We start from the raw sequence: 21,444 nt of genomic DNA on the forward strand, positions 1-21,444 counted from the left end.
CCAGACGACGACCTGACCGTGCTTGTGCACGATCAGGCCGCCCAAAAGATCAATCCTCGCTTGCCTCGTCACTGTCCGGCCCGGTCATCATGCCCTCGGCCACAGCCTCGGTGCGCGCGCGGATGGTGCGCTCCAGCTTGTCCATCATCTCGGGATTTTCACGCAGGAAGTTCTTGGCGTTCTCACGCCCCTGCCCGATCCGCACGGAATCATAGGAGAACCACGCGCCCGACTTCTCGACCACGCCGGCCTTAACGCCAAGGTCCAGAATCTCGCCGACCTTGGAAATGCCTTCGCCGTACATGATGTCGAACTCGACCTGCTTGAACGGCGGCGCGACCTTGTTCTTGACCACCTTCACGCGCGTGGCATTGCCGACGATATCGTCACGATCCTTGATCTGGCCGGTCCGGCGAATGTCGAGGCGGACAGAGGCGTAGAACTTCAGGGCATTGCCGCCCGTGGTCGTCTCCGGATTGCCGTACATCACGCCGATCTTCATGCGCAGCTGATTGATGAAGATCACCATACAGCGCGAGCGGCTGATCGAGCCGGTCAGCTTGCGCAGCGATTGCGACATGAGGCGCGCCTGCAGGCCGACATGGCTATCGCCCATCTCACCCTCGATCTCGGCGCGGGGCACCAGCGCCGCGACCGAATCGACCACCAGCACGTCGATGGCGTTGGAGCGCACCAGCGTATCGGTGATCTCCAGGGCCTGCTCGCCGGTATCCGGCTGCGAGACGATCAATTCATCGATGTTCACGCCCAGCTTGCGGGCATAGACCGGATCGAGCGCATGTTCGGCGTCGATAAAGGCTGCCGTGCCGCCCGTCTTCTGCGCCTCGGCGATCACATGGAGCGCCAGCGTGGTCTTGCCCGAGCTTTCCGGGCCATAGACCTCGATCACGCGACCGCGCGGCAGGCCTCCGACGCCGAGCGCGATATCAAGGCCCAGGCTGCCGGTGGAAATCGCCTCGACCTGCATTGCCTCCTTTGAGCCCAGCTTCATCGCCGAGCCCTTGCCGAAGGCGCGATCGATCTGCGCCAGTGCTGCTTCGAGTGCTTTCTGCCGTTCCATGGTTCCCACGTTCTTCTCGCCGTCGATAAGCTTCAAGCTCGCCGTCATGTGCCTGCTCCCCATGGAAGTCAAATCCTCGTGAACCGAAAGTCACAGGAGCCATGTATCCTATTTGTTCTTGCAGAACAAGAGGGGAACGAAATTTAAGAACGCAGGTCAGGCGACCCGGCGCGGACCTTCCGCCGGGACCGGCACGACCGCAACCTTGGCAGCGGCGAGGGAAGCCCCCTCCTCCGCCGTCAGCGGTACCGGGCCGCGCAAATCCGGCCGCTTGCCGGGCGCGATGCAGCGCGTTGCGGCGCTGAGCTTCTCGACCGGCACCTCCGGAGCTTCCGGCGCGGATGCGGCCTGGGCGCGGATGCTGAGGTCTGCCGACCAGAGCCGCCTGACGATCGCGCCAGCGACAGCCAGTGCCGAGGGACGCTGTGCATTTACGTTCATACCGTTGGTGAACAGCGACACGATCAGCCGGTCGCGGATTTCCTCGGAATGAAAGTCGAACAGGATGCCGATCCGGCGCGCCGAATAGCGCACCTCGCCGCGCAATATCCCGACATCCGGCAGCACGATCTGCACCCTTTCACCCACCGCGAAGCCGCTCGGTGCATCGAGATGCAGGCCGATGCCCGAGATGGAGATATCCCCCCTCGAGGCGCTGAGCATCTGCCCGTTGTCGCCGATCAGCGTCACCGTCTGGCGCAGGTCGAAGCGCTCCTCGCCCCGCACGCGCGGCTTCTCTAGGCACATCATCGCCACCAGCAGCAGCATCACCATGTTGAACGCCAGCCAGAAGGCCACGACGGGCAGCAAGCCATCCTGCGTGACGATACGATAATCGGGCAGCATGTTGATGGCGAGGCTGGCCAGACTCGCCGCCATGAGGGTGAGCGACGCGAACAGCACGTAATCGCCCGGCCCGCGCTTGCCGCCCTTGGAGCCGGAGCCCTTGGGCGTCACCTTGAAGGTCAGTCCCTTCGGCGCGATCAGCGTCTTGAGCGCAGCGGGCAGGATGCGGAACGTCTGGAAGACGGACAGGATCTGCGCCGCGAGCGGATAATAGCGGCCCGGCGCCAGCATGCTGATGCCACCCAGCAGCGCGACGATCATCGGCAGAAGGAAGAAGATAATGCCCGGCAAATCGACTCCGACCATCGGCGCCAGATTGAACAGCGCGAACAGAATCGGCGCGAGGATCGTGAAGACCGATTGCAGGCCCTGCGTCACCCAGGCGGAGGGGAGGAACAGCAGCCGATAGCGCAGCTTCAGCGCGCCGCCCAGCGGCCCATGGTTGAGATAGAGAATCTGGATCGCGCCCTGCGCCCAGCGCTGGCGCTGCACGAAGAAGGCAGCGGTGCTCTCCGGCGCCAGCCCGTAGGCGAGCGGCTCGTTGAGATAGCGCGTGATGTAGCCTTTGCGCAGGCTGGCGAGGGTCAGCAGCATATCCTCAGTGATCGAGCCTTCCGGCAGACCGCCGCCAATCTCGTCGAAGATCGCTCGGCGCGTTACCGAGTTGGAACCGCAGCAGAAGGAGGCATCCCAGCCATCGCGGCCCGGCATGATCGCCTCGAAGAAGAAGCGCTGATCGTCCGGCATGGCCTGCTGCAGGCCAAGATTGGTCTGCATGGGATCGTGATTGTAGAAGCTGTGCGGGATCTGGACGATCCCGATCTTCTCATTCTCAAAAAAGCCCATGGTGCGGATGAGGAAATCGCGCTGGGGCACGAAGTCGGCATCGAACACGGCGACGAACGGCGCATTCGTCTGGGTGAGGCCATGGTTGATATTGCCAGCCTTCGCACCCTTGTTGTCCGGCCGGGTGATATATCCCGCGCCCTTGGCGAAGCACATATCCTGTACCCAGGGCCGCCGCCCGTCATCCAGTACCCAGACGCGCGCCTCCGGCCAATCCATCGCGAGACAGCCGAGAATCGTCTTCTCCAGCACCTCGCGCGGCTCATTATAGGTCGCGATGAACACGTCCACCGGGGGCAGAAGATCGGCATTCTCCGCCCATAAAGCCCGCAGGCGGGCTTCCCCCGCATCGGCTTCTGCCGAGCGATCGGTCGGGCGTGATAGAATCGCCAGAAGAATGCCGGCATCGAACAGCGCCAGCACCTCCACGATCAGGCAGGAAACCGGCCACCAAAGCTCGCTGAAGCTGCCACCCCAGGGAATCGTGCTAAAAATCCGCCAGTGCAGATAATTGACGATGGCCGCGGCAATCGTCGCCACGATGCCGACGCGCGACGGCCACAACCCGCCGAATATGACAAAGGCGCCCAGCACCAGGGCCAGCGAGGCCCAGGGCGCCGTGAAAGCGACGTCGGTCATAGGGCTTAGAGGCTGCGGCTGAACCGCACCTCGGCCAGACGCCCCACATCGCATTTGCGCGCGGCATCGGCCTTGGCCGGCACCTGCTCGGGCAGCGCAACATCGACGATGATCTCGCGCGCTTCCGGCAGGGAATAGGTCGATGCGGCGAGCAGGCCTTCCTGCCGGCGACCGGCGGCACCGGTGATCGCGATGACCCGGCCCTTCATCCACTCGCTCGCGCCGATCATGCGGATGTTGGCGGGCGATCCGGCGTGAATCACCTCGGCCTTGCGCTCGGGCAACGCCACCTGCACGAAGCGTCGGCGGCAATCGACCAGATCGACAACCGGCTCGCCGGCACGAATGGAGGTACCGGAACTGGCGGTCGTCGCCCAGACCAGCGTGCCGGCTGGTGCCACATAATTGGCGCGGGCCTGCGCATCCTTCAACCGGAGCTGAGTTTGGGTATATTCGGCATTGGCGTCGGTGAGCATCTTCTCGATGGTCTGGCGCTGGAGCACCACCCGATCGGCCTGCTGCACGGCATAAGGCGCATCATTATAGCTGTCGCCCAGAAACACCCCGGCGCGCGCGGCGTTGCGGGCAATGCCGATGGACTGGATCTTGGCCCCAAGGCCGCTGCATTCGCTGTCCTTGGCGGCGAGCAAGGCGCTGGCCTTTTCCACGCCGGAGGCAGACATGAAGCCCTGCTCGGAGAGCTGGCGCGCTCGGGCTAGGCTTGCGCGAAGCTCCGTCCGCTCGGCCTGACAACCGGACAAGGCAGCGCCAGCGGCAGATTGATCCTCGGAGAGGCGCGCCGTCGTGGCGTTGGAGAACACCGTGGCACGGCGTCCCAGCCGGACCTCCTGCGCGGTCAGCTCCCCGAGTTGGCGCTTGGCGAGATCGATCTGCGCGAGGGCGATTTCGGCCCGGGCCTTGAGCTCCGCGACTTCGCCGGTGTCCTGCGAGAGATCGAGCAGATGCACAGGTGTCGGCTTCATGAAATACTGGCCATCGGCGGGCAGCGCCGCCACTGTCCCGTCCGCGGCCGCGGTCAGGCGGATGATCGGCGCGTTGACTGCCGCCTGCGTCGACACATCGTTGAACACATAAGGCGCAAAGCCAATGGCGCCCGTGCTCAGCAAGGCTACCGCCAGCGCAATGCGCGTGCTGCGCGCCCGCAGGATCGTTTCAACGCGACTCATGAATACCACCACCCCTGAAAGATACCGGGCGTCTGCCCGGCGCCCACGGAGCGGGACTAGCAGTGGCGTGGTTACGATATCGTTAGCCGAAGCACGGCTGGGCCGTGTTATGCGCGGGCGGTCGCATCATCCTGCGGATCGCCCTGGCGGGCGCTCGCCAGCACATCGCGCGCGGCCTCGGCAAGTTGGGAGACCGAGAAAGGCTTGGGCAGGAAAGCCACATTCTCGATGTCGATGGACTTGCGAAGCTGCTCCTCGGCATAGCCGGACATGAACAGCACCGGGATGTCAGGATGGCTCTCCCGGACATGGCGGACCATGGTCGGGCCATCCATCCCCGGCATCACCACGTCGGAAATCAGCAGATCGATCCGCTCGGCTTCGGCAAGCCGCGCCAGACCCTGCTCGCCATCGGACGCGGTGACGACCGTGTAACCCTGCCGGGCCAGCGCACGCTCAGCGACGTTGCGCACCATGTCCTCATCCTCGACCAGCAGGATGGTGCCGGTGCCCCATGTCTCGCTGACCGCCGCCTTGCGCGGGGCCACGGGCGAAGACATGCCTTCCGAGGCGACCGCGTGTACCGGCAGATAGATGTTGAATGTGGTGCCCTGCCCCACGGTCGAATCGGAGAAGATGAACCCGTTGGACTGCTTGACGATGCCGTAGACGGTGGAGAGCCCGAGCCCGGTACCCTTGCCGACCGACTTCGTGGTGAAGAAGGGTTCGAATATCTTTCCCAGCACCTCGGGCGGGATGCCGGTGCCGGTGTCCGAGATGCTGAGGCCCGTATAGTCGCCGATGGGCATGATCTCGTTCTTCATCTCGCGCACATCAGCGGCGGAGACCGGGAAAGTGCGGACGGTCACCGTGCCGCCCTCCGGCATCGCGTCGCGCGCGTTCACCACCAGATTGACGATGACCTGCTCGAGCTGGCCGGGGTCGGCACGAACATGGCCGAGATTGCGGCCATGGAAGACCTCCAGCCGGATATTCTCGCCGAGCAGCCGCTTGAGCAGGCTGGAGACCTCGGACACGACATCGGGCAATTGCAGCACCTGCGGACGCAAGGTCTGCTGGCGCGAGAAGGCGAGAAGCTGGCGAGTCAGCGAGGCTGCGCGGTTGGAATTGGCCTTGACCTGCTGGATGTCGTCATAGTCGCTATCGCCGGGCGTGTGGCGCATCAGCATGAGATCACAATGGCCGATGATCGCAGTCAGGATATTGTTGAAATCATGCGCCACGCCGCCAGCAAGCTGGCCGACCGCCTGCATCTTGGTCTGCTGCGCCACCTGACGCTTGAGGCGCGATTCCTCGCTATTGTCCTTGAGGCTCAGCAGCACCGCGGCCTCGCCCAGCCCCCTCACCCCGGCAAGGCTCAGGGACACCGGCTCGTCCGGCGCACCGAGCAGGCCGACCTGCATGTCGCCGGACATTTGCGGGCCATTGGCAAAGCGCCGGATAGTGTCGGCCACGGCAGCGCGATCCTCCACCACCACGATATCGCCCGGATAGCTCGGCTTCTCGCCCGGCGGGATGCCGGCAGCGCGACCAAAGGCCTTGTTGAAGAACAGCAGCCGCCCTTCCCGGTCGGCCATGCCAAGACCGAAGGGCAGCAGCGAGAGCAAGGCTTCGACGTAAGCCAGGCTGGAAATGCCCTCCACCGCCGACACGCTCTCATCCACCATGACCAGCACGATCTGGCCGGAGGGGTCATCCGGGCGCAGCGGCACCTGGATCATGCGGATGGGCACCGCCTGCTTTTCTTCCTGCGCGAAGAAGATGCGGCCCTCGGCGTCGACGCGCATATAGCCGGCGAAGTCGCGACCTTCGATGATGCTGTCCGCGCGCCCGGTCGCGCGCAGGATGAAGGCGGGATTGGCCGCACGGATGCGCCCTTCCCCGCCAATCATCACGCACATCACGCCGGAATCGGACAGGCGCTCGCCCGCCTCGCCAGCCACGATGCGGCCGAAATCATCGACAATGCTGGCCTGCTGGACACTCTCGAACCGCCAGAGCAGATAGTCATCCGCCCGCCCGGTACGCGTCACCTGCAGATCGAGATGGAGGCTGCTGCGCAATATGCCACGCACGGTGATTTCGCCCTCGCGCCAAGCTGCCTGCCCGGCCTGTGCCACGCGGTTTAGATCGCTCGGGGAAATGTCGATCTCGGCGGGCGCGGGATAGCCACCGAACCAGTCGCCATAATGATCATTGGCGCACACCATGAGACCCGTCCGGTCGGTCAGGGCGATGGCGCAACCTGCGGCATTGGCCGCCGCGCGAATCAGCGTCCAGTCCGGATCTGCAGGCAGAGCCGGCACGACCGGCGCGAGGCTGCGCTGCGTCACCCAGAGCAGCGCGGATACCGCGAGCACGGACGCCCCGAACACGGCGCCCACGGCCGGATCGCCGAACAGCCATAACAGCGGCGCGCCCGCCAGCAGCGCGACCAGAGCGACGAGCAGCAGCATGGGGAAGCGCGGTTGATTTGCCGTCAGATTGAGCAAATCGCCATTGCGCGCATTCGCTCCCCCATCGCTCACGAAATCTGCCCTCCCAGCGGCAAAATTCCGTCGCCTCCGGTCTCAGCGCTGTCGGATCGGCCCGCCTGACGCCCGCGCCATTTCCGCCCGATGCGGCTCTTCCACAGCCAGGAGGAAACAAAATAGCCGATAGCGGCCGAGACGACCGACACGACGAACAGGCCGAACAGCAGCACCGGTGCCGTCGAGGACAAAAGCCACGCCGTCCATTCCGCCAACCCGGCCTCGTGATGAATGAGCGCCATCACCTGGCTGACATCGCCGGAGCGCCCTAACATGGTCGCGCCGACATAATAGGATGCGGCGAGGATGAAGGGCGTCGTCGCGGGATTGGACAGGAAGGTCATCGCAGCGGCCAGCGGCACATTCGCGCGGAACGGCAGCGCCAGCAGCGCCGCGCCGGCAATCTGCAGCCCGGGGATCAGCAGGAAGATGCCGACGAGCAAGCCCAACGCCACGCCGCGCGGCACGGACCTGCGGGTGAAGCGCCACAGCTCGGGGGCCAGCACGCGATGCGCCACCGGCTTGACGAACCGGTTTTCCGCCAGACTCTCCCGGCTGGGCATGGACGCGCGGAAAGCCTTGATCAGCCGGCGCTTGGGCATCAGCCCCGCTCCCGCATGATGCGGCCCTGTTCACGCTTCCAGTCGCGCTCCTTGGCGGTTTCCCGCTTGTCGCGGACGTTCTTGCCCTTGGCCAGCGCCAGCTCGACCTTCGCCTTGCCGCGCTCGTTGAAATAGACGCTCAACGGCACCAGCGTCATGCCCTGCCGGGCGACGGCGCCGTGCAGCTTGGCGATCTCGCGCTCGCGCAGCAGCAGCTTGCGGGGGCGCTTGGGCTCATGATTGAAGCGGTTGCCATGGCTGAACTCGGGGATGTTGCTGTTGATCAGCCAGATCTCGTCGTCCTTCACCTCGGCATAGCTCTCGGTGATGGAGCCATCGCCAAAGCGCAGCGATTTGACCTCGGTTCCGCGCAGCATGATGCCCGCTTCGTAAACGTCCTCAATCGCGTAATCGAAACGGGCGCGCCGGTTCTCGGCCACGGTCTTGACCTTGTTGAATGTCGCGGGGCGCGGGCGAGCCATCGGAATCTTTCTGTAATGAGCGCCAGATTTAGGCGATGTGACCGGCCTAAACCAGCCCCGCGATCTCAAGAGCGCGGTCTACCGTCGCACGCGAGGCACCTGATGGCCACGTTATCGGTAGCCGCAGCTCGCACGGCATCTCCGGTCGCACCCGCGAAAGCGCATATTTGATGGGCCCCGGTGAAGAATCGGTGAAGAGCGCATCGTGAAGCGGATAGAGCCGGTCCTGCAACGCCAGCGCATCCTTCCAGCGATCCTCAAGGCAAGCATTCTGGAAATCGGCGCACAGACGCGGCGCGACATTGGCCGTCACCGAAATGCAGCCCCGGCCGCCCATGGCGTTGAACGCCAGCGCCGTCTCGTCATTGCCGGAAAGCTGGCACCAGTCCGCCCCGCAGGCGAGGCGCTGGGCGGTCACGCGGCCGATGTTCCCGGTCGCATCCTTAAGGCCCACGATGCTCGGAAATTCCTCGACCAGCCGGTGCAACACCGGCACGCCGATATCCACGATGGAGCGGCCCGGAATATTGTAGAGTACGATGGGCAGATCGCAGCGCGACGCCAGATAGGCGAAATGCTGGTACAGCCCCTCCTGGCTCGGCTTGTTGTAATAGGGCGCGACGACCAGCGCGGCATCGGCGCCGGCGGCCTGCGCGGCGAACATATGTTCCAGCGCGATCCGGGTGTCGTTGGACCCGGCCCCGGCAATAACCGGCACGCGCCCGGCGGCCTGCTCGACGCAGATCCGCACGACGCGATTATGCTCCTCGATGGTCATCGTGGCGCTCTCGCCGGTCGTTCCGCACGGCACGAGGGCGCTCGATCCCTCCTCGATTTGCCAGTCCACGAAGCTGCGGAATGCGTCCTCATCCAGCCTGTCATTACGGAACGGGGTGATCAGTGCCGGAATCGAGCCGGAAAACATATGAAAAAACTCCTTCAAAGCGCGCGCTCGGACAGGCATAGTGGGGCAAATGCACGCGCCCGTTCACCGTTCGATCATCGAGGCTCTGCCATAATGCTTCCCATGGGAAAAGACCTTCGCTTATCTGCTGTCGTTCTTGTTGCGGCCATGGCCTCGGCAGCGACGACCGCTTCGTCCTCGCAAAGCACGCCCACCGTCACCTGGCAGGCCGTTCAGGAGCGACTTGCCGCTGGTGCCAATGACGAAGCGCGCACCCGCGATGCGATTGAAAACTGGCGCCGCATTGCCTCCAGCGACAGCCACGATTTCTCTGTCTACGCCAACTTCCTGCTCGCCAATCCCGGCTGGCCCGAGGAATCCAAGCTGCGCTCCTATGCCGAGCGCCGGGTCGATGCGGACATCAACGAGCCGTCGGTCATTCTCGCCTTCTTCACCAAATATCCCGCACGCTCCGCACAGGCCAAGGCCATTCATGCGCTGACGCTGGCGCGGATGGGCAAGCAAAGCGAGGCGCAGAAAATGGCGCGGGACGCTTGGGCGTCTGGCGCCATGGACGCTAAATGGGAGGACCGGCTGCGGATGCAGTTCGCATCCGCCCTCACGCCGGAAGATCATTTGCGGCGCGCGGATTCAGCTTTGTGGCAACGCCGCCCGGAGATCGCCGAACGCCTACTCGCCTCCGTGCCGGTGACCCGCCAGGCGGTTGTCGCCGCGCGGATCGCCTTCCAGCGCAAATCGCCCAATGCTGCGGCCCTCATGGGTCCGGCCGATCCCGTGGGGATGCTCGACGCCGGCTATCTGGCCGACAAGGCACGCTGGCTGACCGACAATGGCGACCTTGCTGCGGCGCGCAGCCTGCTCGGCAACCGCACGGCGCTGATGCAGCGCCCGACCGATGCGGAAAAATGGTATGAGGTGCTGTTGGCGCAGGCCCGTGCGGCGAACAATGACAATCAATTCAGTACCGCCTTTGCCATTGCCTCCAAGGTCGATGATGCCTTCCCCCGTGGGACAGACATCAGCGCGCAGTCGCTCGGCGTGCGCGACGATTATACCAGTCTGACATGGCTGGCCGGGATGATCGCGCTCAACAAGCTGAACCGCCCTGCCGATGCCGAGGCGATGTTCGACCGCTATGCCAATGGCGCCAAATCCGGCCAGACCAGCTCCAAGGGCCATTATTGGGCGGGGCGCGCCGCACTGGCTGCTGGTCGCCAGTCGCAGGCGACCGCGCATTTCGAGAAGGCCGGTAGCTACCCCGATCAATATTACGGCCAGCTCGCGCTCGAGCGCCTCAAGCGCCGCGTCAATCCCGATGCGCTGGCCAGTGCCGTCCGCCCCAGCGCCAGCGAGCGCGCCGCATTCATGGCGCGACCGGTCGTGCGCGCTGCCAGCCTGCTCGGGCGCAACGGCCAGACGCGCGACCAGTCGCTGTTCATCCGCGCCATTGCCGACAATGCGCAGACGGACACGGAGCTGGCGCTTGCCGGCGAACTGGCGCAAGTCCTCGGCCGCCCGGATCTGGGCGTCATGGCCGCACGCAGCGCCGGCCGCAATGGCCTGAGCGCCGCGCCCGACTACAGCTTCCCCCGCATGAACGTGCCGCTGAGCGACCGCTCCAATTGGACGATGATCCACGCGATCACCCGGCAGGAAAGCCAGTTCGACCGGGCCATCGTGTCCCACGCCAATGCGCATGGCCTGATGCAGCTGCTGCCCTCGACCGCACGCGAAGTCGCGGGCAAGATCGGGATGAGCTTCAACCAAAGCTCGCTCTACGACCCGAACTATAACGTGCAGCTCGGCAGTGCCTATTTCCAGCAGCTGCTGCGCTATTACAACGGCAGCTACCCGCTCGCCATCGCAGCCTATAATGGCGGCATGGGCCGGGTGAACCGCTGGTTGCAGTCCAACGGCGACCCGCGTCTGCCCGGCGTGGACATGGTCCAGTGGATCGAGGACATTCCCATTTTCGAAACGCGCAATTATGTGCAGCGTGTGCTGGAGAATGCGGTGATCTATGACATGCTGAGCCCCGTGCAGAGCACCGCCGACTTGGCGCCGCTCAGCCGGTTCCTGGGCAAGTCCCTGCCCGGCTGAGGCCCGCTTCCGCTTAATCCGACCTTTCGACCCAGAACAGAATAGAGATCATGACTGAAAGAGAGACGAGTACCGCGCCCGCATCGACGCCCATTTCCGGGCCTGCCGACGCCGCCGAGACCGACGAAAAGCGCGGGACCAAGGCCTTCTGGGCCGGCGTCGGCATCGGATCGGCAGCGCTCGCGGCGGCCCTGATGTACGCCAGCAAGCGGCCGAAACGCCGGGGCAAATGAGCGCGCTTCCTCGGCCGAACTACATCACGCCGGGCGGTTTTGCCGCGCTGCGCGCCGAATATGACCAGCTTCTCGGGGAAGAACGGCCCAAGATCGTGGAGATCGTCAGCTGGGCCGCCGGCAATGGCGATCGCAGCGAGAATGGCGACTATCTCTATGGCCGCAAGCGGATGCGGGAAATCGACCGACGCCTGAAATGGCTGGCCCAGCGGATGAAGCTCGCCAAGATCGTCGAACCCGCGCAGCAGCCGGACAAGAGCCGCATCTTCTTCGGCGCCACCGTCACGCTCGCCGATGAGGAGGACAATCAGCGCAGCGTCACCATCGTCGGCAATGACGAGGCGGATGCCGGCGCCGCACGGATCGGCTGGGACACGCCGCTCGCGCGCGCCCTGCGGGGCGCGGCCGTGGGCGACCTGCGTCGCGTCGACCTGCCGGGCGGCAGCAAGGAATGGGAAATTCTTGCCATCAGCTATCCGCAATGATCATACGAGCGGCCTTGCTGGGGATTGCGCTGCTGGCCGGCTCGGCGTCGGGGGCATGGGCTGCAGATTGCCCGAAGGGGCTGTTCATGGCCGATGCCGGGCCGGATGCAGCCTCGGCACTGGAGATCGGCCCGGATGGTCGCTTCCGCTATATCTTCAGCGCCGGCGCGGTCGACGAGTCGGCAACGGGGCGCTGGGAATGCGGGGATGACGGCACCCTGCACCTCACCACCGAGCCGCCCCCCAAGCCGGCAGCCTTTGCGCTCGCCGATGTAGCCAGCAACGGGAAAGAGCCGTTCACCCTGCTGGTCACCTGGCCCAATGGAGCGGGCGTACCCGCCGTCGACTTTGAGCTCACCCTCGAGGATGGCGACACCATCGCCGACTATACCCAGAGCGACGGCTGGGCCCGCGATCTGGGCGAGCGCCGTCCGCGCTCAATCCAGGTCTCCGAAGTTTTTTTCGGCACCAAATCCGAGGTGATCCCGCTGCCCGCGCAGGAGCATCTTCGCGTCCACATCATTCTGACCCCCAATGACATGGGCGTTGCCGCTTTCCGCGATACGCTGGTGACTCGCGAAGACGACAAGCTGGTTCTCCACTGGCGCGGCGGCACGATGCGCTACGCCCCGGCCGCGCAGGACTGAGCGCCTCGCCATGATGGACATCCGCCCCGCCTCGGCCGCCGACTGGCCGGGCATCTGGACCGTTTTCGAGCCGGTCATCCGCGAGGGTGCGACCTTTCCCCTCGCCCGCGATCTGGATGAGGCGGGTGCCCACGCCTACTGGACCGCGCCGGACAAGCAGGTGTTCGTCGCGACATCCGACACCGGCATCGTCGGCAGCTACACCTTGCGCGCAAATTCGACCGGCCCGGCCGCCCATGTCGCCAATGCCGGATATATCGTCCGGCCCGATCAGCGCGGGCAAGGCATTGCGCAGGCGCTGTGCCGCCACTCGCTGCAGACGGCCCGCGCGCAGGGCTTCCGCGCGATGCAGTTTAATCTGGTGATTTCCACGAACGTCCGCGCCTTGCGCCTATGGCAGCATATGGGATTTCGCGTGGTCGGGGCACTCCCCGGCGCGTTTCACCACCCGGTCCACGGCTATGTCGATGCGCTCGTCATGTATCGCAGCCTCATGGATCAGGACTGAGCCGCCTCAGTCCTCGGGCTGATAGCCGAACGCCTCATGCGCCAGTTTCACGACGGCGGGGTCGGCGTCCGGCATCTCCATCGAGACATGCTTTTCCAGCCGGTCGGCGATGCAGGTGAGCGCCGCGATCCGCGCAGCTTTGCGATCATTGCCATCGATCACCTGCCAGGGCGCCTGCTTGGTGTCGGTCTTGGCGAACATGTCCTTGATGGCATCGAGATAATCGGCCCGCTTGTCGCGATTGCGATAATCCTCCGTGCCCGTCTTCCAGCGCTTGAAGGGATCGTCCAGCCGCTGTGCAAGCTGCTTGTCCTGCTCCTTCTGCGTGATGTGGACGAACAGCTTCACGATTGCGGTGCCGCTGTCGATCTGCTGGGCCTCGAACGCATTGATCTCGTCATAGCCGCGCTTCCACTCGGCTTTTGTGCAGAAGCCCTCCACCCGCTCGACCAGCACGCGCCCGTACCAGCTCCGGTCGAAGATCGCGATGTGCTTGTCCGCGGGCAGCTTGGTCCAGAAGCGCCATAGGAAATGGCGCCCAAGTTCGTCCGGCGTCGGCGCCCCGATGGGCCAGACGTGGAAATAGCGCGGATCGAGCAGCGACGTCATTCGCTTGATGATGCCGCCCTTGCCGGCGGCGTCCCACCCTTCCAGCATCACCACGCTGCGGCGCTTGTGGATGATGTGGGCGACCTGGATCTTCTCCAGCCTCTTCTGGAGCTTGAGCAGCGCCTTGTCGAAGTCGCCGTCGAAATCGGCGCCTTTTTCGTAATCGGAGAGCTTGATGGTCATGGCCGCACCCTATCGTGCGGCCAGCCATTGTCGAGAGTTCAGCTCTTTGGCGCTCAGCTCTTTTGCGGCTCAACGACGCGGATGTGCAGTTCGCGCAGCTGCTTGAGCTCCGCGTTGGAGGGCGCGCCCATGAGCAGATCCTCGGCGCGCTGGTTCATCGGGAACAGCGTGATCTCGCGCAGGTTCACAGCGCCACAGAGCAGCATCACGATGCGGTCCACGCCGGCGGCCATGCCACCGTGCGGCGGCGCGCCATATTGGAAAGCGCGGTAGAGGCCGCCGAAGCGATCTTCCACATCCTGCTTGCTCAGGCCAACCTTCTCGAAGGCCTTAACCATCAGCTCGGGCGACTGGTTGCGGATCGAGCCGGACGCGATCTCGAAGCCGTTGCAGACCATGTCGTACTGGAAGGCCTTGATCGACAGCGGATCGGGCCCGTCCAGCGCCTCCATCCCGCCCTGCGGCATGGAGAAGGGGTTATGCGCGAAGTCGAGGCTCTTGGAGTCCTCGTCATATTCATAGAAGGGGAAGTCCACGATCCAGCACAGGTCGAAGCGGTCCTTGTCTATCAGGTCGAGCTGCTCGCCGACGCGGATGCGGGCGAGACCGGCGAGCTTGGCGGCCTGCGTCTCCTTGCCGGCAGCGAAGAACACGCCATCATTGGGACCAAGGCCGAGCGTTTCGATCAGCTTGGCGGTCGCCTCAGGCCCGTGATTCTTGGCGATGGGGCCGCCCGGCTCGCCATCCTTGATGTTGATATAGCCAAGGCCCGAGAAGCCTTCCGAGCGCGACCAGTTGTTCATCTCATCGAAGAACTTGCGGCTGCCCGCGCCAGCGCCCGGCGCCGGAATGGCGCGGATGACGCCGCCGCTCTCGACGATGCTCGCGAAGATGCCAAAGCCCGAGCCGACGAAATGATCGGTCACATCGGTGATGATGATCGGGTTACGCAGGTCCGGCTTGTCGCTGCCATATTTCAGCATTGCCTCGGCATAGGGAATGCGCGGGAAGCTGCCGGCCGGGGTGACCGGCTTGCCATCGGCAAAGGTCTCGAAGACCTGCGCGATCACCGGCTCCATGGTGTTCCACACATCTTCCTGCGTGACGAAGCTCATTTCCAGATCGAGCTGGTAGAACTCGCCCGGCAGGCGGTCGGCGCGCGGGTCTTCATCGCGGAAGCAGGGCGCGATCTGGAAATAGCGGTCGAAGCCGGCGACCATCAGCAACTGCTTATACTGCTGCGGTGCTTGCGGCAGCGCGTAGAACTTGCCGGCATGAATGCGGCTGGGCACGAGGAAGTCGCGCGCGCCTTCCGGCGAAGACGCCGTGAGGATGGGGGTCGAATATTCGGTAAAGCCCGCGCCTTCCATGCGGCGGCGCATATCCGAGATGATCTTTGTGCGCTTGACGATGTTGGCGTGCAACGTCTCGCGGCGCAGATCGAGGAAGCGATAGCGCAGGCGGATATCCTCGGGATATTCCTGCTCACCCGCGACCGGGAGCGGAAGCTCCTGCGCGGCGGAGAGTACGACGGCCTCAGCCGCACGCACCTCGACCTCACCGGTCGGCAGGTTCGGGTTCACGGCTTCCTTGGCGCGCGCCACGACCGTGCCGGTGATGGTGACAACGCTCTCAGCCTTCAGACTCTCGATCACATCGAACACCGGCCCGCTGACCTCGGTGACGATCTGCACCATGCCGTAATGGTCGCGCAGATCGATGAACACCAGATCGCCATGATCGCGCTTGCGGTGGACCCAGCCGGACAGCCGAACAGTCTCGCCGGCATTGGCGGCGCGGAGCTCCCCGCAGGTGTGCGTGCGATAGGCGTGCATGGTCTAACGGCCTTTTATTTTCACGCGCCTCATTGCGAGGGCGCCAATTGGATGACAAAGACGACTTGTGGGGGATATGGTGATACGCTCAAGCGTGCCGCCGGCCCCCAATCCGAGGACCGGCCAATAATAAGATCACCTGCCATATGCAAATCCATCCATTGATCACTGACAGCTCTTCCCTCGCCGCGCTGTGCGAGCGGTTGTCCAAGGCCGACTTTGTCGCCGTGGATACCGAGTTCATGCGCGAGAACACCTATTGGCCGGAACTGTGCCTCTTCCAGATCTCCGACGGGAAGGAAGCCGCGGCGATCGACCCCAAGGCACCCGGGCTGGACATGGGGCCGTTGCTCGACCTGCTGGTGAACAATGAGGACGTGCTCAAGGTCTTCCACGCCGGCGGGCAGGATATCGAGATCGTCTTCAACCTGACCGGCAAGACGCCGCACCCGCTGTTCGACACGCAGATCGCCAGCATGGCGCTGAGCCAGGGCGAGCAGATCGGCTACAGCAATCTGGTCGACAGCTGGCTGGGTATCCATCTCGACAAGGGCGCGCGGTTCACCGACTGGGCGCGCCGTCCGCTGGACAAGCGGCAGATCGATTATGCGATCGGCGACGTGACCCATCTCGCCGCGATCTTCCCGATGATGCTGGAAGAACTGCGCAAGACGGGGCGCGGCGTGTGGCTCAATCAGGAAATGGAACGCCTTGCCGATCCCGGCAATTATGAGGTCAATCCGGCCGAGGCGTGGAAGCGCGTGCGCATTTCCAGCCGCAAGGCCGACGTGCTCGGTCGCCTGAAGGCGCTGGCCGCCTGGCGCGAGACCGAAGCCAAGGACAAGAATCTGCCGCGCGGGCGCATCGTCAAGGACGAGACGCTGGCCGACATCGCCTCCCATCCGCCGCGCAAGCAGGAGGATCTGGGCAAGGTGCGCGGGCTTTCGGCAAGCTGGAAGGGCAATGACATCGGCGCGCGGCTGATGGCTGCGGTAGAGAATGCCGGCGCCCTCCCCCGCGACGAAATGCCCGAGCGCGATCCCGGTCGGCCCGGTCTCGGCAAGGAAGGCGCGCTGGTCGCCGATCTGCTCAAGCTGCTGCTCAAGATCCGCTCGCGCGAAATCAACGTCGCCTCGCGACTGCTCGCCCGCGCCGACGATCTGGAGATGCTGGCGGCCGGCGTGCGGACCAACCTGCCGATTCTGGAAGGCTGGCGGTTCGAGCAATTTGGCCGCGACGCACTGGATCTGGTGGAAGGCCGCATGGCCTTCGCGGTGCGCGACGGCAAGCTGCTGATGACCCGCACGGAAAAGCTGGCCGAGCCCAACGACTGATCGCCTGCCGGATGACCGGTGCAAGCACGCGTGATACGCTGGCCTTTTGACGAAAGGCCCGGTCCCATGCGCATGATCGCTCCCCTTCTTGCTCTTGCCCCGCTGACAGCCTGCGCTACCGCCACGACCAGCGTGGGCGAACCGCCAATGGCCGGCAATGGCGCCTGTTCGGCGGACGGGCTGCAAAGCGCCATCGGCCAGCGCGCGACCGCGACGCTGGGCGCCGACCTCCTCGCCAAATCCGGCGCCCGCACCCTGCGCTGGGGCCCGCCGCGCTCGGCCATGACGATGGACTATCGCGAGGACCGGCTGAACATCAGCTATGATGACGCGATGATGATCGAGCGGGTGAATTGCGGGTGACGGGCGGTTGGGCCGAGTGGGAAATTCGCGGGCACGGCATTGTAGAGCCGTGCTGATGGCGGACTGTCCGGACGCGACGTCGTGCGAGCCCTCCTTCTCCCCTTGAGGGAGAAGGATACGGAGCCTTGTCGCCGTGAGGCGGCTAGGCGCAGTTGGATGAGGGGTACGGATCTCTGATCCGCTCGATCCTGCGGATCGACACCCCTCTCCCAGCTTCGGCTAGGCAGCAAGCTGCCAAGCCTGCGCATCCCTCTCCCTCAAGGGGAGAGGGCTTGGAAGACGTCCAGTCCCCACCCCAAACCGCCCACGTCACGCGTCGAGCAGATAGCCCATGCCCATTGCCTGGCCGAGCTGGCGCAGGCGGCGGTCGATGGATTCGCCGGCAAGTGCCGCATGTTCCGGGTCGAGGCGCAGGATGACCGTGCCGTCGCGCACGTCGAGCGAGGAGCCGTCCAGCGGGCCTTCCGCGCCGCCGGAGAGGCGCTGGCACAGGCGGATGGCAAGGCCCCACTGGATCGCGCGGCGCAGCAACGGCTCGGGAGCAAGGCCTGCGAGCAGCGCAGGAATGTTGGTGCCGCCGCCGAAATTCGCGTGCAGCGCCTGCCCCAGCGCCGCGCGCTCGGCGGCATCCACACCGACCCAATTGCCCTGCAAGGCGAATTCCATGCCGCGCTCGGCGCGAAACTCGGGATTGGCACGCCAGCCGACATCCGCCAGCAGACAGGCCGCAAAGCGGATGCGCGCCCATTCCGGCGAATCGTCGCGGAACAGCGGGGCGATCCAGCCACTGATCGTGTCGCCATGACCAACGAAGCGCCCCTGCGCCTCACCCTCGATGCGCGCGGCGACGAGGAGCGGGTCCTGGTTCGCCATGTCGGTCGGCAAGCTCTCGTAGAGCAGCCCTTCCCGCAGCCCGAAGGCCGAGACGGTGAGATGGGCTGAGCGCAGCCGCTCCACCACCGCGCACAGCAGATGCGCGGCATCCGGCAGCGTGGGAAAACGCGCGCTGGAGACGCCGACGGCCTTGAGATCCGCCTTCTGCGCGCTTTCCAGCCATTTGAGCAGCTCGACCGGGCGATCCGGCGTCATTTCGTAATGATGCAGGATCGGCAGCGAATAATTGGTGAGGTGCATGTCTAGCCGCGCCAGCGCGCGCCAGCTGCCGCCGATCAGATAGAAGGGCAGGCCCTGCTCGATATTGCCGAGGCCCTGCGCCTTGAGCAGCCCATCGAGATGCTGGACCAACCCTTTGCGCCCCCGCAGGCGCGCGTCCCCGATCCGAAAAATGCCAAGCGGCAGCGACACGGGCATCTGGACGCCATCGGGCCGCACGCGCACCAGTTCGAGGCTGCCGCCGCCCAGATCGCCCATGATCCCGTCCGCACGCGGCATGCCGGAGAGCAGCCCGTGGGCAGAGGCCAGCCCTTCCTCCTGACCGCTCAGCACGCGGACCTCCAGGCCGATCTCTGCCGCGCGTTCGATGAAGGTATCCCGGTTGGACGCATCGCGCACGGCAGCGGTGGCGACGCAGGTGATCTGGTCCACCTCCATCTCCACGCACAGCCGCGCGAAGCGCTCCAGCGCCACCAGCCCGCGCTCCATCGCCGCCGCGCCGATCCGTCCGGAGGTGCCGATCTCGGCGCCCAGGCCCGCCAGCACCTTCTCGTTGAACAGCACGAAGGGGATGCGCCGCGGCCCGTCATAAACCACGAGGCGGACGCTGTTGGAGCCGATGTCGATAATCGCCGTGCGGCGGAAATGCGGCCCGTTGAGCGTCGCCTTCATCGAGCGGCGCGTCGTGCGATCCAGCAGGGTCATGGCCTAACCCCTCCCCTCAGCCACGCTCGGAGAGCGAGAGCTTTGGCACCGCGCGGGCGGAGCGCCGCGAGGCACCGCGACCGGAAAGGGACGGATTGGTCATGAAATAATGGTGCAGGTTGAACGGCTTCTTCCCCGGCTTTAGGCGTGTGTAGCTGCCATCGCTGCCCAGCGCCCAGCTCTGCTCGTCATCGAGCAGATTGGCCACCAGCACCTGATCGAGCACCTGATCATGGACGGTCGGGTTCTCGATCGGCAGCATATACTCAACCCGCCGGTCGAAATTGCGTGGCATCCAGTCCGCCGAGCTGATGAACAGCCTGGCGCTATTGTTGGGCAAGGACTTGCCATTGCCAAAGGCCCAGATGCGGCTGTGTTCGAGAAACCGCCCGATCACCGACTTGACCGAGATATTCTCCGACATGCCCGGTACGCCGGGCCGCAGGCAACAGATGCCGCGCACGATCAGTTCCACCTTCACGCCCGCATTGCTGGCGGCATAAAGCTGCTCGATGATCGCGGGGTCCACCAGGCTGTTCATCTTCGCCCAGATGGTCGCGGGACGGCCGGCGCGAGCATGCTCGATTTCCGCCTCGATCAGCGCCGCGAGCTTGTCGCGCATGTGCAGCGGCGAGAGCGTGATCATCTCCATATGCTGCGGCTCGACATAGCCGGTGATGTAATTGAACACGGCGGCGGCATCGCGCCCGGCCCGGGGATCGGCGGTAAAAAAGGACAAGTCCGTGTAGATGCGCGCGGTGATCGGATGGTAATTGCCGGTGCCGAAATGGCAGTAGGTGCGAAAGCCGTTGCCCTCGCGCCGCACGACCATGGAAATCTTGGCGTGGGTCTTCCAGTCGATAAAGCCATAAACGACCTGCACGCCGGCGCGCTCCAGTTGCGCGGCCCAGAGCAGGTTCTGCTCCTCATCGAACCGCGCCTTGAGCTCGACGACGGCGGTGACGGACTTGCCTGCCTCGGCCGCATCAATGAGGGCACGGATGATCGCGCTCTGCTTGCCGGCACGGTAGAGCGTCTGCTTGATCGCCACTACATCGGGATCGTCCGCCGCCTGCTTGAGGAAGGCGATGACGACATCAAAGCTCTCATAAGGGTGGTGGACGACGATGTCCTTCGCGCGAATCGCGGCGAAGCAATCGCCGCCATATTCGCGGATGCGCTCGGGGAAGCGCGGGGCGTAGGCCGGGAATTTGAGATCCGGCCGATCTTCCTCGACCACCTCGGCCAGATCGGCGATACCCATGAAGCCATCGATATCCACGACCATGGCCTCATGGCCCTGCATCATCGTCTGCAGCTTGGTTTCGACCGGTTCGGCCACGCCGCTCTCGATTTCCACGCGGATGATCCGGCCGCGCCGGCGCTGCTTGATGGCGCTTCGATAATAGCGGACGAGGTCCTCGGCCTCTTCCTCGATCTCGATGTCGCTATCGCGCAGGATGCGGAACAGGCCGCTGTCCCGCACGATGAAGCCGGGGAAGAGCAAGGCCGAATAGCGCCGTACCAGCGCCTCAATGGCGATGTAGCGCGCGTTCTTGCCCGGCACGCGGATGAAGCGCGGCAGCGTGGCCGGCAGAATCACCAGCTCCTGTACCACCTCCTTGTCCGATTCGCGCAACAGGTCGAAGAACAGGCTGAGGCCCTTATTGGGAATGAACGGAAACGGGTGGGCGGGATCGAGCGCCTGGGGCGTGAGGATCGGGAAGATCTGCTCGAGGAAATGCTGGCGCATCCAGCTGTCCGCGCGGGCATCCACCGGCTCGGGACCGATCACGCTGATATGCGCGCTGCGGAGCGCGGCATGAAGATCATGCCAGACGACCTGCTGGGCGGACATGAGCGCCTCGGCCCGGTCGCCGATCGCCTCCAACTGCTGGGCCGGGGTCAGCCCATCGACCGAGCGCATTTCGACGCCCTGGAGCTGCTGGCCCTTGAGGCCGGCCACCCGGACCATGAAAAACTCATCGAGGTTGCTGCCGGAGATGGAGAGAAAGCGCAGCCGCTCCAGCAGCGGATGCGCCGGATTGCAGGCTTCCTCCAGTACGCGCTGATTGAAATTGAGCCAGGACAGCTCCCGGTTGAAGTAGCGCGCCCCGTTTGCGGCGCCCGCGCCCGTGATCGAAGAAGTGGGATCGGCTTCAGACACGG

18 protein-coding genes are annotated in these 21,444 nt (G+C 64.9%); 7 read left to right on the forward strand and 11 right to left on the reverse strand.

Going from position 1 to position 21,444, the window contains the following annotated elements; translation table 11 throughout:
• Positions 1-49 precede the first annotated feature (49 nt).
• The 7 genes from recA to dapA form a co-directional block, all read right to left on the reverse strand.
• Positions 50-1,129, reverse strand: coding sequence for a recombinase RecA (gene recA, locus M2333_RS06430; RefSeq protein WP_181559446.1), 1,080 nt, complete (start codon positions 1,127-1,129; stop codon positions 50-52).
• A gap of 108 nt (positions 1,130-1,237) precedes the next feature.
• Positions 1,238-3,412 (reverse strand): glycosyltransferase, encoded by a 2,175-nt coding sequence (locus tag M2333_RS06435; protein WP_264611207.1) that lies wholly within the window; start codon positions 3,410-3,412, stop codon positions 1,238-1,240.
• A 5-nt stretch (positions 3,413-3,417) separates the two neighbouring features.
• Positions 3,418-4,599, reverse strand: a complete 1,182-nt coding sequence (locus M2333_RS06440; protein ID WP_181559444.1) for an HlyD family efflux transporter periplasmic adaptor subunit — start codon at positions 4,597-4,599, stop codon at positions 3,418-3,420.
• A 107-nt stretch (positions 4,600-4,706) separates the two neighbouring features.
• Positions 4,707-7,076, reverse strand: a complete 2,370-nt coding sequence (locus M2333_RS06445; RefSeq protein WP_264612579.1) for a response regulator — start codon at positions 7,074-7,076, stop codon at positions 4,707-4,709.
• A gap of 68 nt (positions 7,077-7,144) precedes the next feature.
• Positions 7,145-7,753, reverse strand: coding sequence for a DUF2062 domain-containing protein (locus M2333_RS06450; RefSeq protein WP_264611208.1), 609 nt, complete (start codon positions 7,751-7,753; stop codon positions 7,145-7,147).
• Positions 7,753-8,235 (reverse strand): SsrA-binding protein SmpB, encoded by a 483-nt coding sequence (smpB, locus tag M2333_RS06455; protein ID WP_264570111.1) that lies wholly within the window; start codon positions 8,233-8,235, stop codon positions 7,753-7,755. Before smpB ends, M2333_RS06450 begins: the two co-directional genes overlap by 1 nt.
• 46 nt (positions 8,236-8,281) lie before the next feature.
• Entirely contained in the window at positions 8,282-9,160 is an 879-nt protein-coding gene (gene dapA / locus M2333_RS06460; protein WP_181559441.1) for a 4-hydroxy-tetrahydrodipicolinate synthase, read from the reverse strand.
• 147 nt (positions 9,161-9,307) lie between these two features.
• On the opposite strand from dapA, the gene M2333_RS06465 reads away from it, so the two are divergent.
• From M2333_RS06465 to M2333_RS06485, 5 genes are read left to right on the forward strand one after another with little or no spacing between them, the layout of a single operon-like run.
• Positions 9,308-11,260: a lytic transglycosylase domain-containing protein gene (locus tag M2333_RS06465; protein WP_264611209.1), complete on the forward strand. Its 1,953-nt coding sequence runs from the start codon at positions 9,308-9,310 to the stop codon at positions 11,258-11,260.
• Positions 11,261-11,310: 50 nt separating this feature from the next.
• Positions 11,311-11,493, forward strand: a complete 183-nt coding sequence (locus tag M2333_RS06470) for a hypothetical protein (protein ID WP_264611210.1) — start codon at positions 11,311-11,313, stop codon at positions 11,491-11,493.
• A complete protein-coding gene (greB, locus tag M2333_RS06475) occupies positions 11,490-11,978 on the forward strand; it encodes a transcription elongation factor GreB (protein ID WP_181559438.1) in 489 nt (162 codons plus the stop codon). Before M2333_RS06470 ends, greB begins: the two co-directional genes overlap by 4 nt.
• Complete coding sequence (locus M2333_RS06480) at positions 11,975-12,625, forward strand: hypothetical protein (protein WP_264611211.1); 651 nt, start codon at positions 11,975-11,977, stop codon at positions 12,623-12,625. The genes greB and M2333_RS06480 overlap by 4 nt, the downstream gene beginning before the upstream one ends.
• 10 nt (positions 12,626-12,635) lie before the next feature.
• Positions 12,636-13,133, forward strand: coding sequence for an N-acetyltransferase (locus M2333_RS06485; RefSeq protein ID WP_319801300.1), 498 nt, complete (start codon positions 12,636-12,638; stop codon positions 13,131-13,133).
• A gap of 6 nt (positions 13,134-13,139) precedes the next feature.
• Here M2333_RS06485 and M2333_RS06490 read toward each other — a convergent pair whose 3' ends face one another.
• Together M2333_RS06490 and aspS are read right to left on the reverse strand one after the other, a co-directional pair.
• A complete protein-coding gene (locus M2333_RS06490; protein ID WP_264611212.1) occupies positions 13,140-13,925 on the reverse strand; it encodes a polyphosphate kinase 2 family protein in 786 nt (261 codons plus the stop codon).
• A 53-nt stretch (positions 13,926-13,978) separates the two neighbouring features.
• Positions 13,979-15,760: an aspartate--tRNA ligase gene (aspS, locus tag M2333_RS06495; RefSeq protein ID WP_264587062.1), complete on the reverse strand. Its 1,782-nt coding sequence runs from the start codon at positions 15,758-15,760 to the stop codon at positions 13,979-13,981.
• A gap of 146 nt (positions 15,761-15,906) precedes the next feature.
• Here aspS and rnd point away from each other — a divergent pair, with 146 nt between their 5' ends.
• Together rnd and M2333_RS06505 are read left to right on the forward strand one after the other, a co-directional pair.
• Positions 15,907-17,094 carry a ribonuclease D gene (rnd, locus tag M2333_RS06500; RefSeq protein WP_264611213.1) on the forward strand — a complete coding sequence of 396 codons (1,188 nt, stop codon included), beginning with the start codon at positions 15,907-15,909 and terminating at the stop codon, positions 17,092-17,094.
• 66 nt (positions 17,095-17,160) lie between these two features.
• Positions 17,161-17,457: an I78 family peptidase inhibitor gene (locus tag M2333_RS06505; RefSeq protein WP_264611214.1), complete on the forward strand. Its 297-nt coding sequence runs from the start codon at positions 17,161-17,163 to the stop codon at positions 17,455-17,457.
• Between the two features lie 309 nt (positions 17,458-17,766).
• On the opposite strand, the gene M2333_RS06510 is transcribed toward M2333_RS06505, so the two are convergent.
• Positions 17,767-19,275, reverse strand: coding sequence for a Ppx/GppA family phosphatase (locus M2333_RS06510; RefSeq protein ID WP_264611215.1), 1,509 nt, complete (start codon positions 19,273-19,275; stop codon positions 17,767-17,769).
• Positions 19,276-19,291: 16 nt separating this feature from the next.
• The gene (locus tag M2333_RS06515; protein ID WP_264575970.1) at positions 19,292-21,442 is read right to left on the reverse strand and encodes an RNA degradosome polyphosphate kinase; all 2,151 of its coding nucleotides are present in this window, start codon (positions 21,440-21,442) and stop codon (positions 19,292-19,294) included.
• Between the last annotated feature and the right edge of the window lie 2 nt (positions 21,443-21,444).

The organism is Sphingobium sp. B11D3B (genome assembly GCF_025961735.1).
Lineage (GTDB): Bacteria > Pseudomonadota > Alphaproteobacteria > Sphingomonadales > Sphingomonadaceae > Sphingobium.

What these genes read in the sequence shown, in the direction of transcription:
- M2333_RS06490 (WP_264611212.1), bottom strand. Translation starts at nt 13,925, where the DNA reads ATGACCATCAAGCTCTCCGATTACGAAAAAGGCGCCGATTTCGACGGC.
- M2333_RS06505 (WP_264611214.1), top strand. Translation starts at nt 17,161, where the DNA reads ATGCGCATGATCGCTCCCCTTCTTGCTCTTGCCCCGCTGACAGCCTGC.
- M2333_RS06510 (WP_264611215.1), bottom strand. Translation starts at nt 19,275, where the DNA reads ATGACCCTGCTGGATCGCACGACGCGCCGCTCGATGAAGGCGACGCTC.
- dapA (WP_181559441.1), bottom strand. Translation starts at nt 9,160, where the DNA reads ATGTTTTCCGGCTCGATTCCGGCACTGATCACCCCGTTCCGTAATGAC.
- M2333_RS06440 (WP_181559444.1), bottom strand. Translation starts at nt 4,599, where the DNA reads ATGAGTCGCGTTGAAACGATCCTGCGGGCGCGCAGCACGCGCATTGCG.
- M2333_RS06465 (WP_264611209.1), top strand. Translation starts at nt 9,308, where the DNA reads ATGGCCTCGGCAGCGACGACCGCTTCGTCCTCGCAAAGCACGCCCACC.
- M2333_RS06480 (WP_264611211.1), top strand. Translation starts at nt 11,975, where the DNA reads ATGATCATACGAGCGGCCTTGCTGGGGATTGCGCTGCTGGCCGGCTCG.
- recA (WP_181559446.1), bottom strand. Translation starts at nt 1,129, where the DNA reads ATGACGGCGAGCTTGAAGCTTATCGACGGCGAGAAGAACGTGGGAACC.
- smpB (WP_264570111.1), bottom strand. Translation starts at nt 8,235, where the DNA reads ATGGCTCGCCCGCGCCCCGCGACATTCAACAAGGTCAAGACCGTGGCC.
- M2333_RS06445 (WP_264612579.1), bottom strand. Translation starts at nt 7,076, where the DNA reads ATGCTGCTGCTCGTCGCTCTGGTCGCGCTGCTGGCGGGCGCGCCGCTG.
- M2333_RS06485 (WP_319801300.1), top strand. Translation starts at nt 12,636, where the DNA reads ATGATGGACATCCGCCCCGCCTCGGCCGCCGACTGGCCGGGCATCTGG.
- greB (WP_181559438.1), top strand. Translation starts at nt 11,490, where the DNA reads ATGAGCGCGCTTCCTCGGCCGAACTACATCACGCCGGGCGGTTTTGCC.
- aspS (WP_264587062.1), bottom strand. Translation starts at nt 15,760, where the DNA reads ATGCACGCCTATCGCACGCACACCTGCGGGGAGCTCCGCGCCGCCAAT.
- M2333_RS06450 (WP_264611208.1), bottom strand. Translation starts at nt 7,753, where the DNA reads ATGCCCAAGCGCCGGCTGATCAAGGCTTTCCGCGCGTCCATGCCCAGC.
- M2333_RS06435 (WP_264611207.1), bottom strand. Translation starts at nt 3,412, where the DNA reads ATGACCGACGTCGCTTTCACGGCGCCCTGGGCCTCGCTGGCCCTGGTG.
- rnd (WP_264611213.1), top strand. Translation starts at nt 15,907, where the DNA reads ATGCAAATCCATCCATTGATCACTGACAGCTCTTCCCTCGCCGCGCTG.
- M2333_RS06470 (WP_264611210.1), top strand. Translation starts at nt 11,311, where the DNA reads ATGACTGAAAGAGAGACGAGTACCGCGCCCGCATCGACGCCCATTTCC.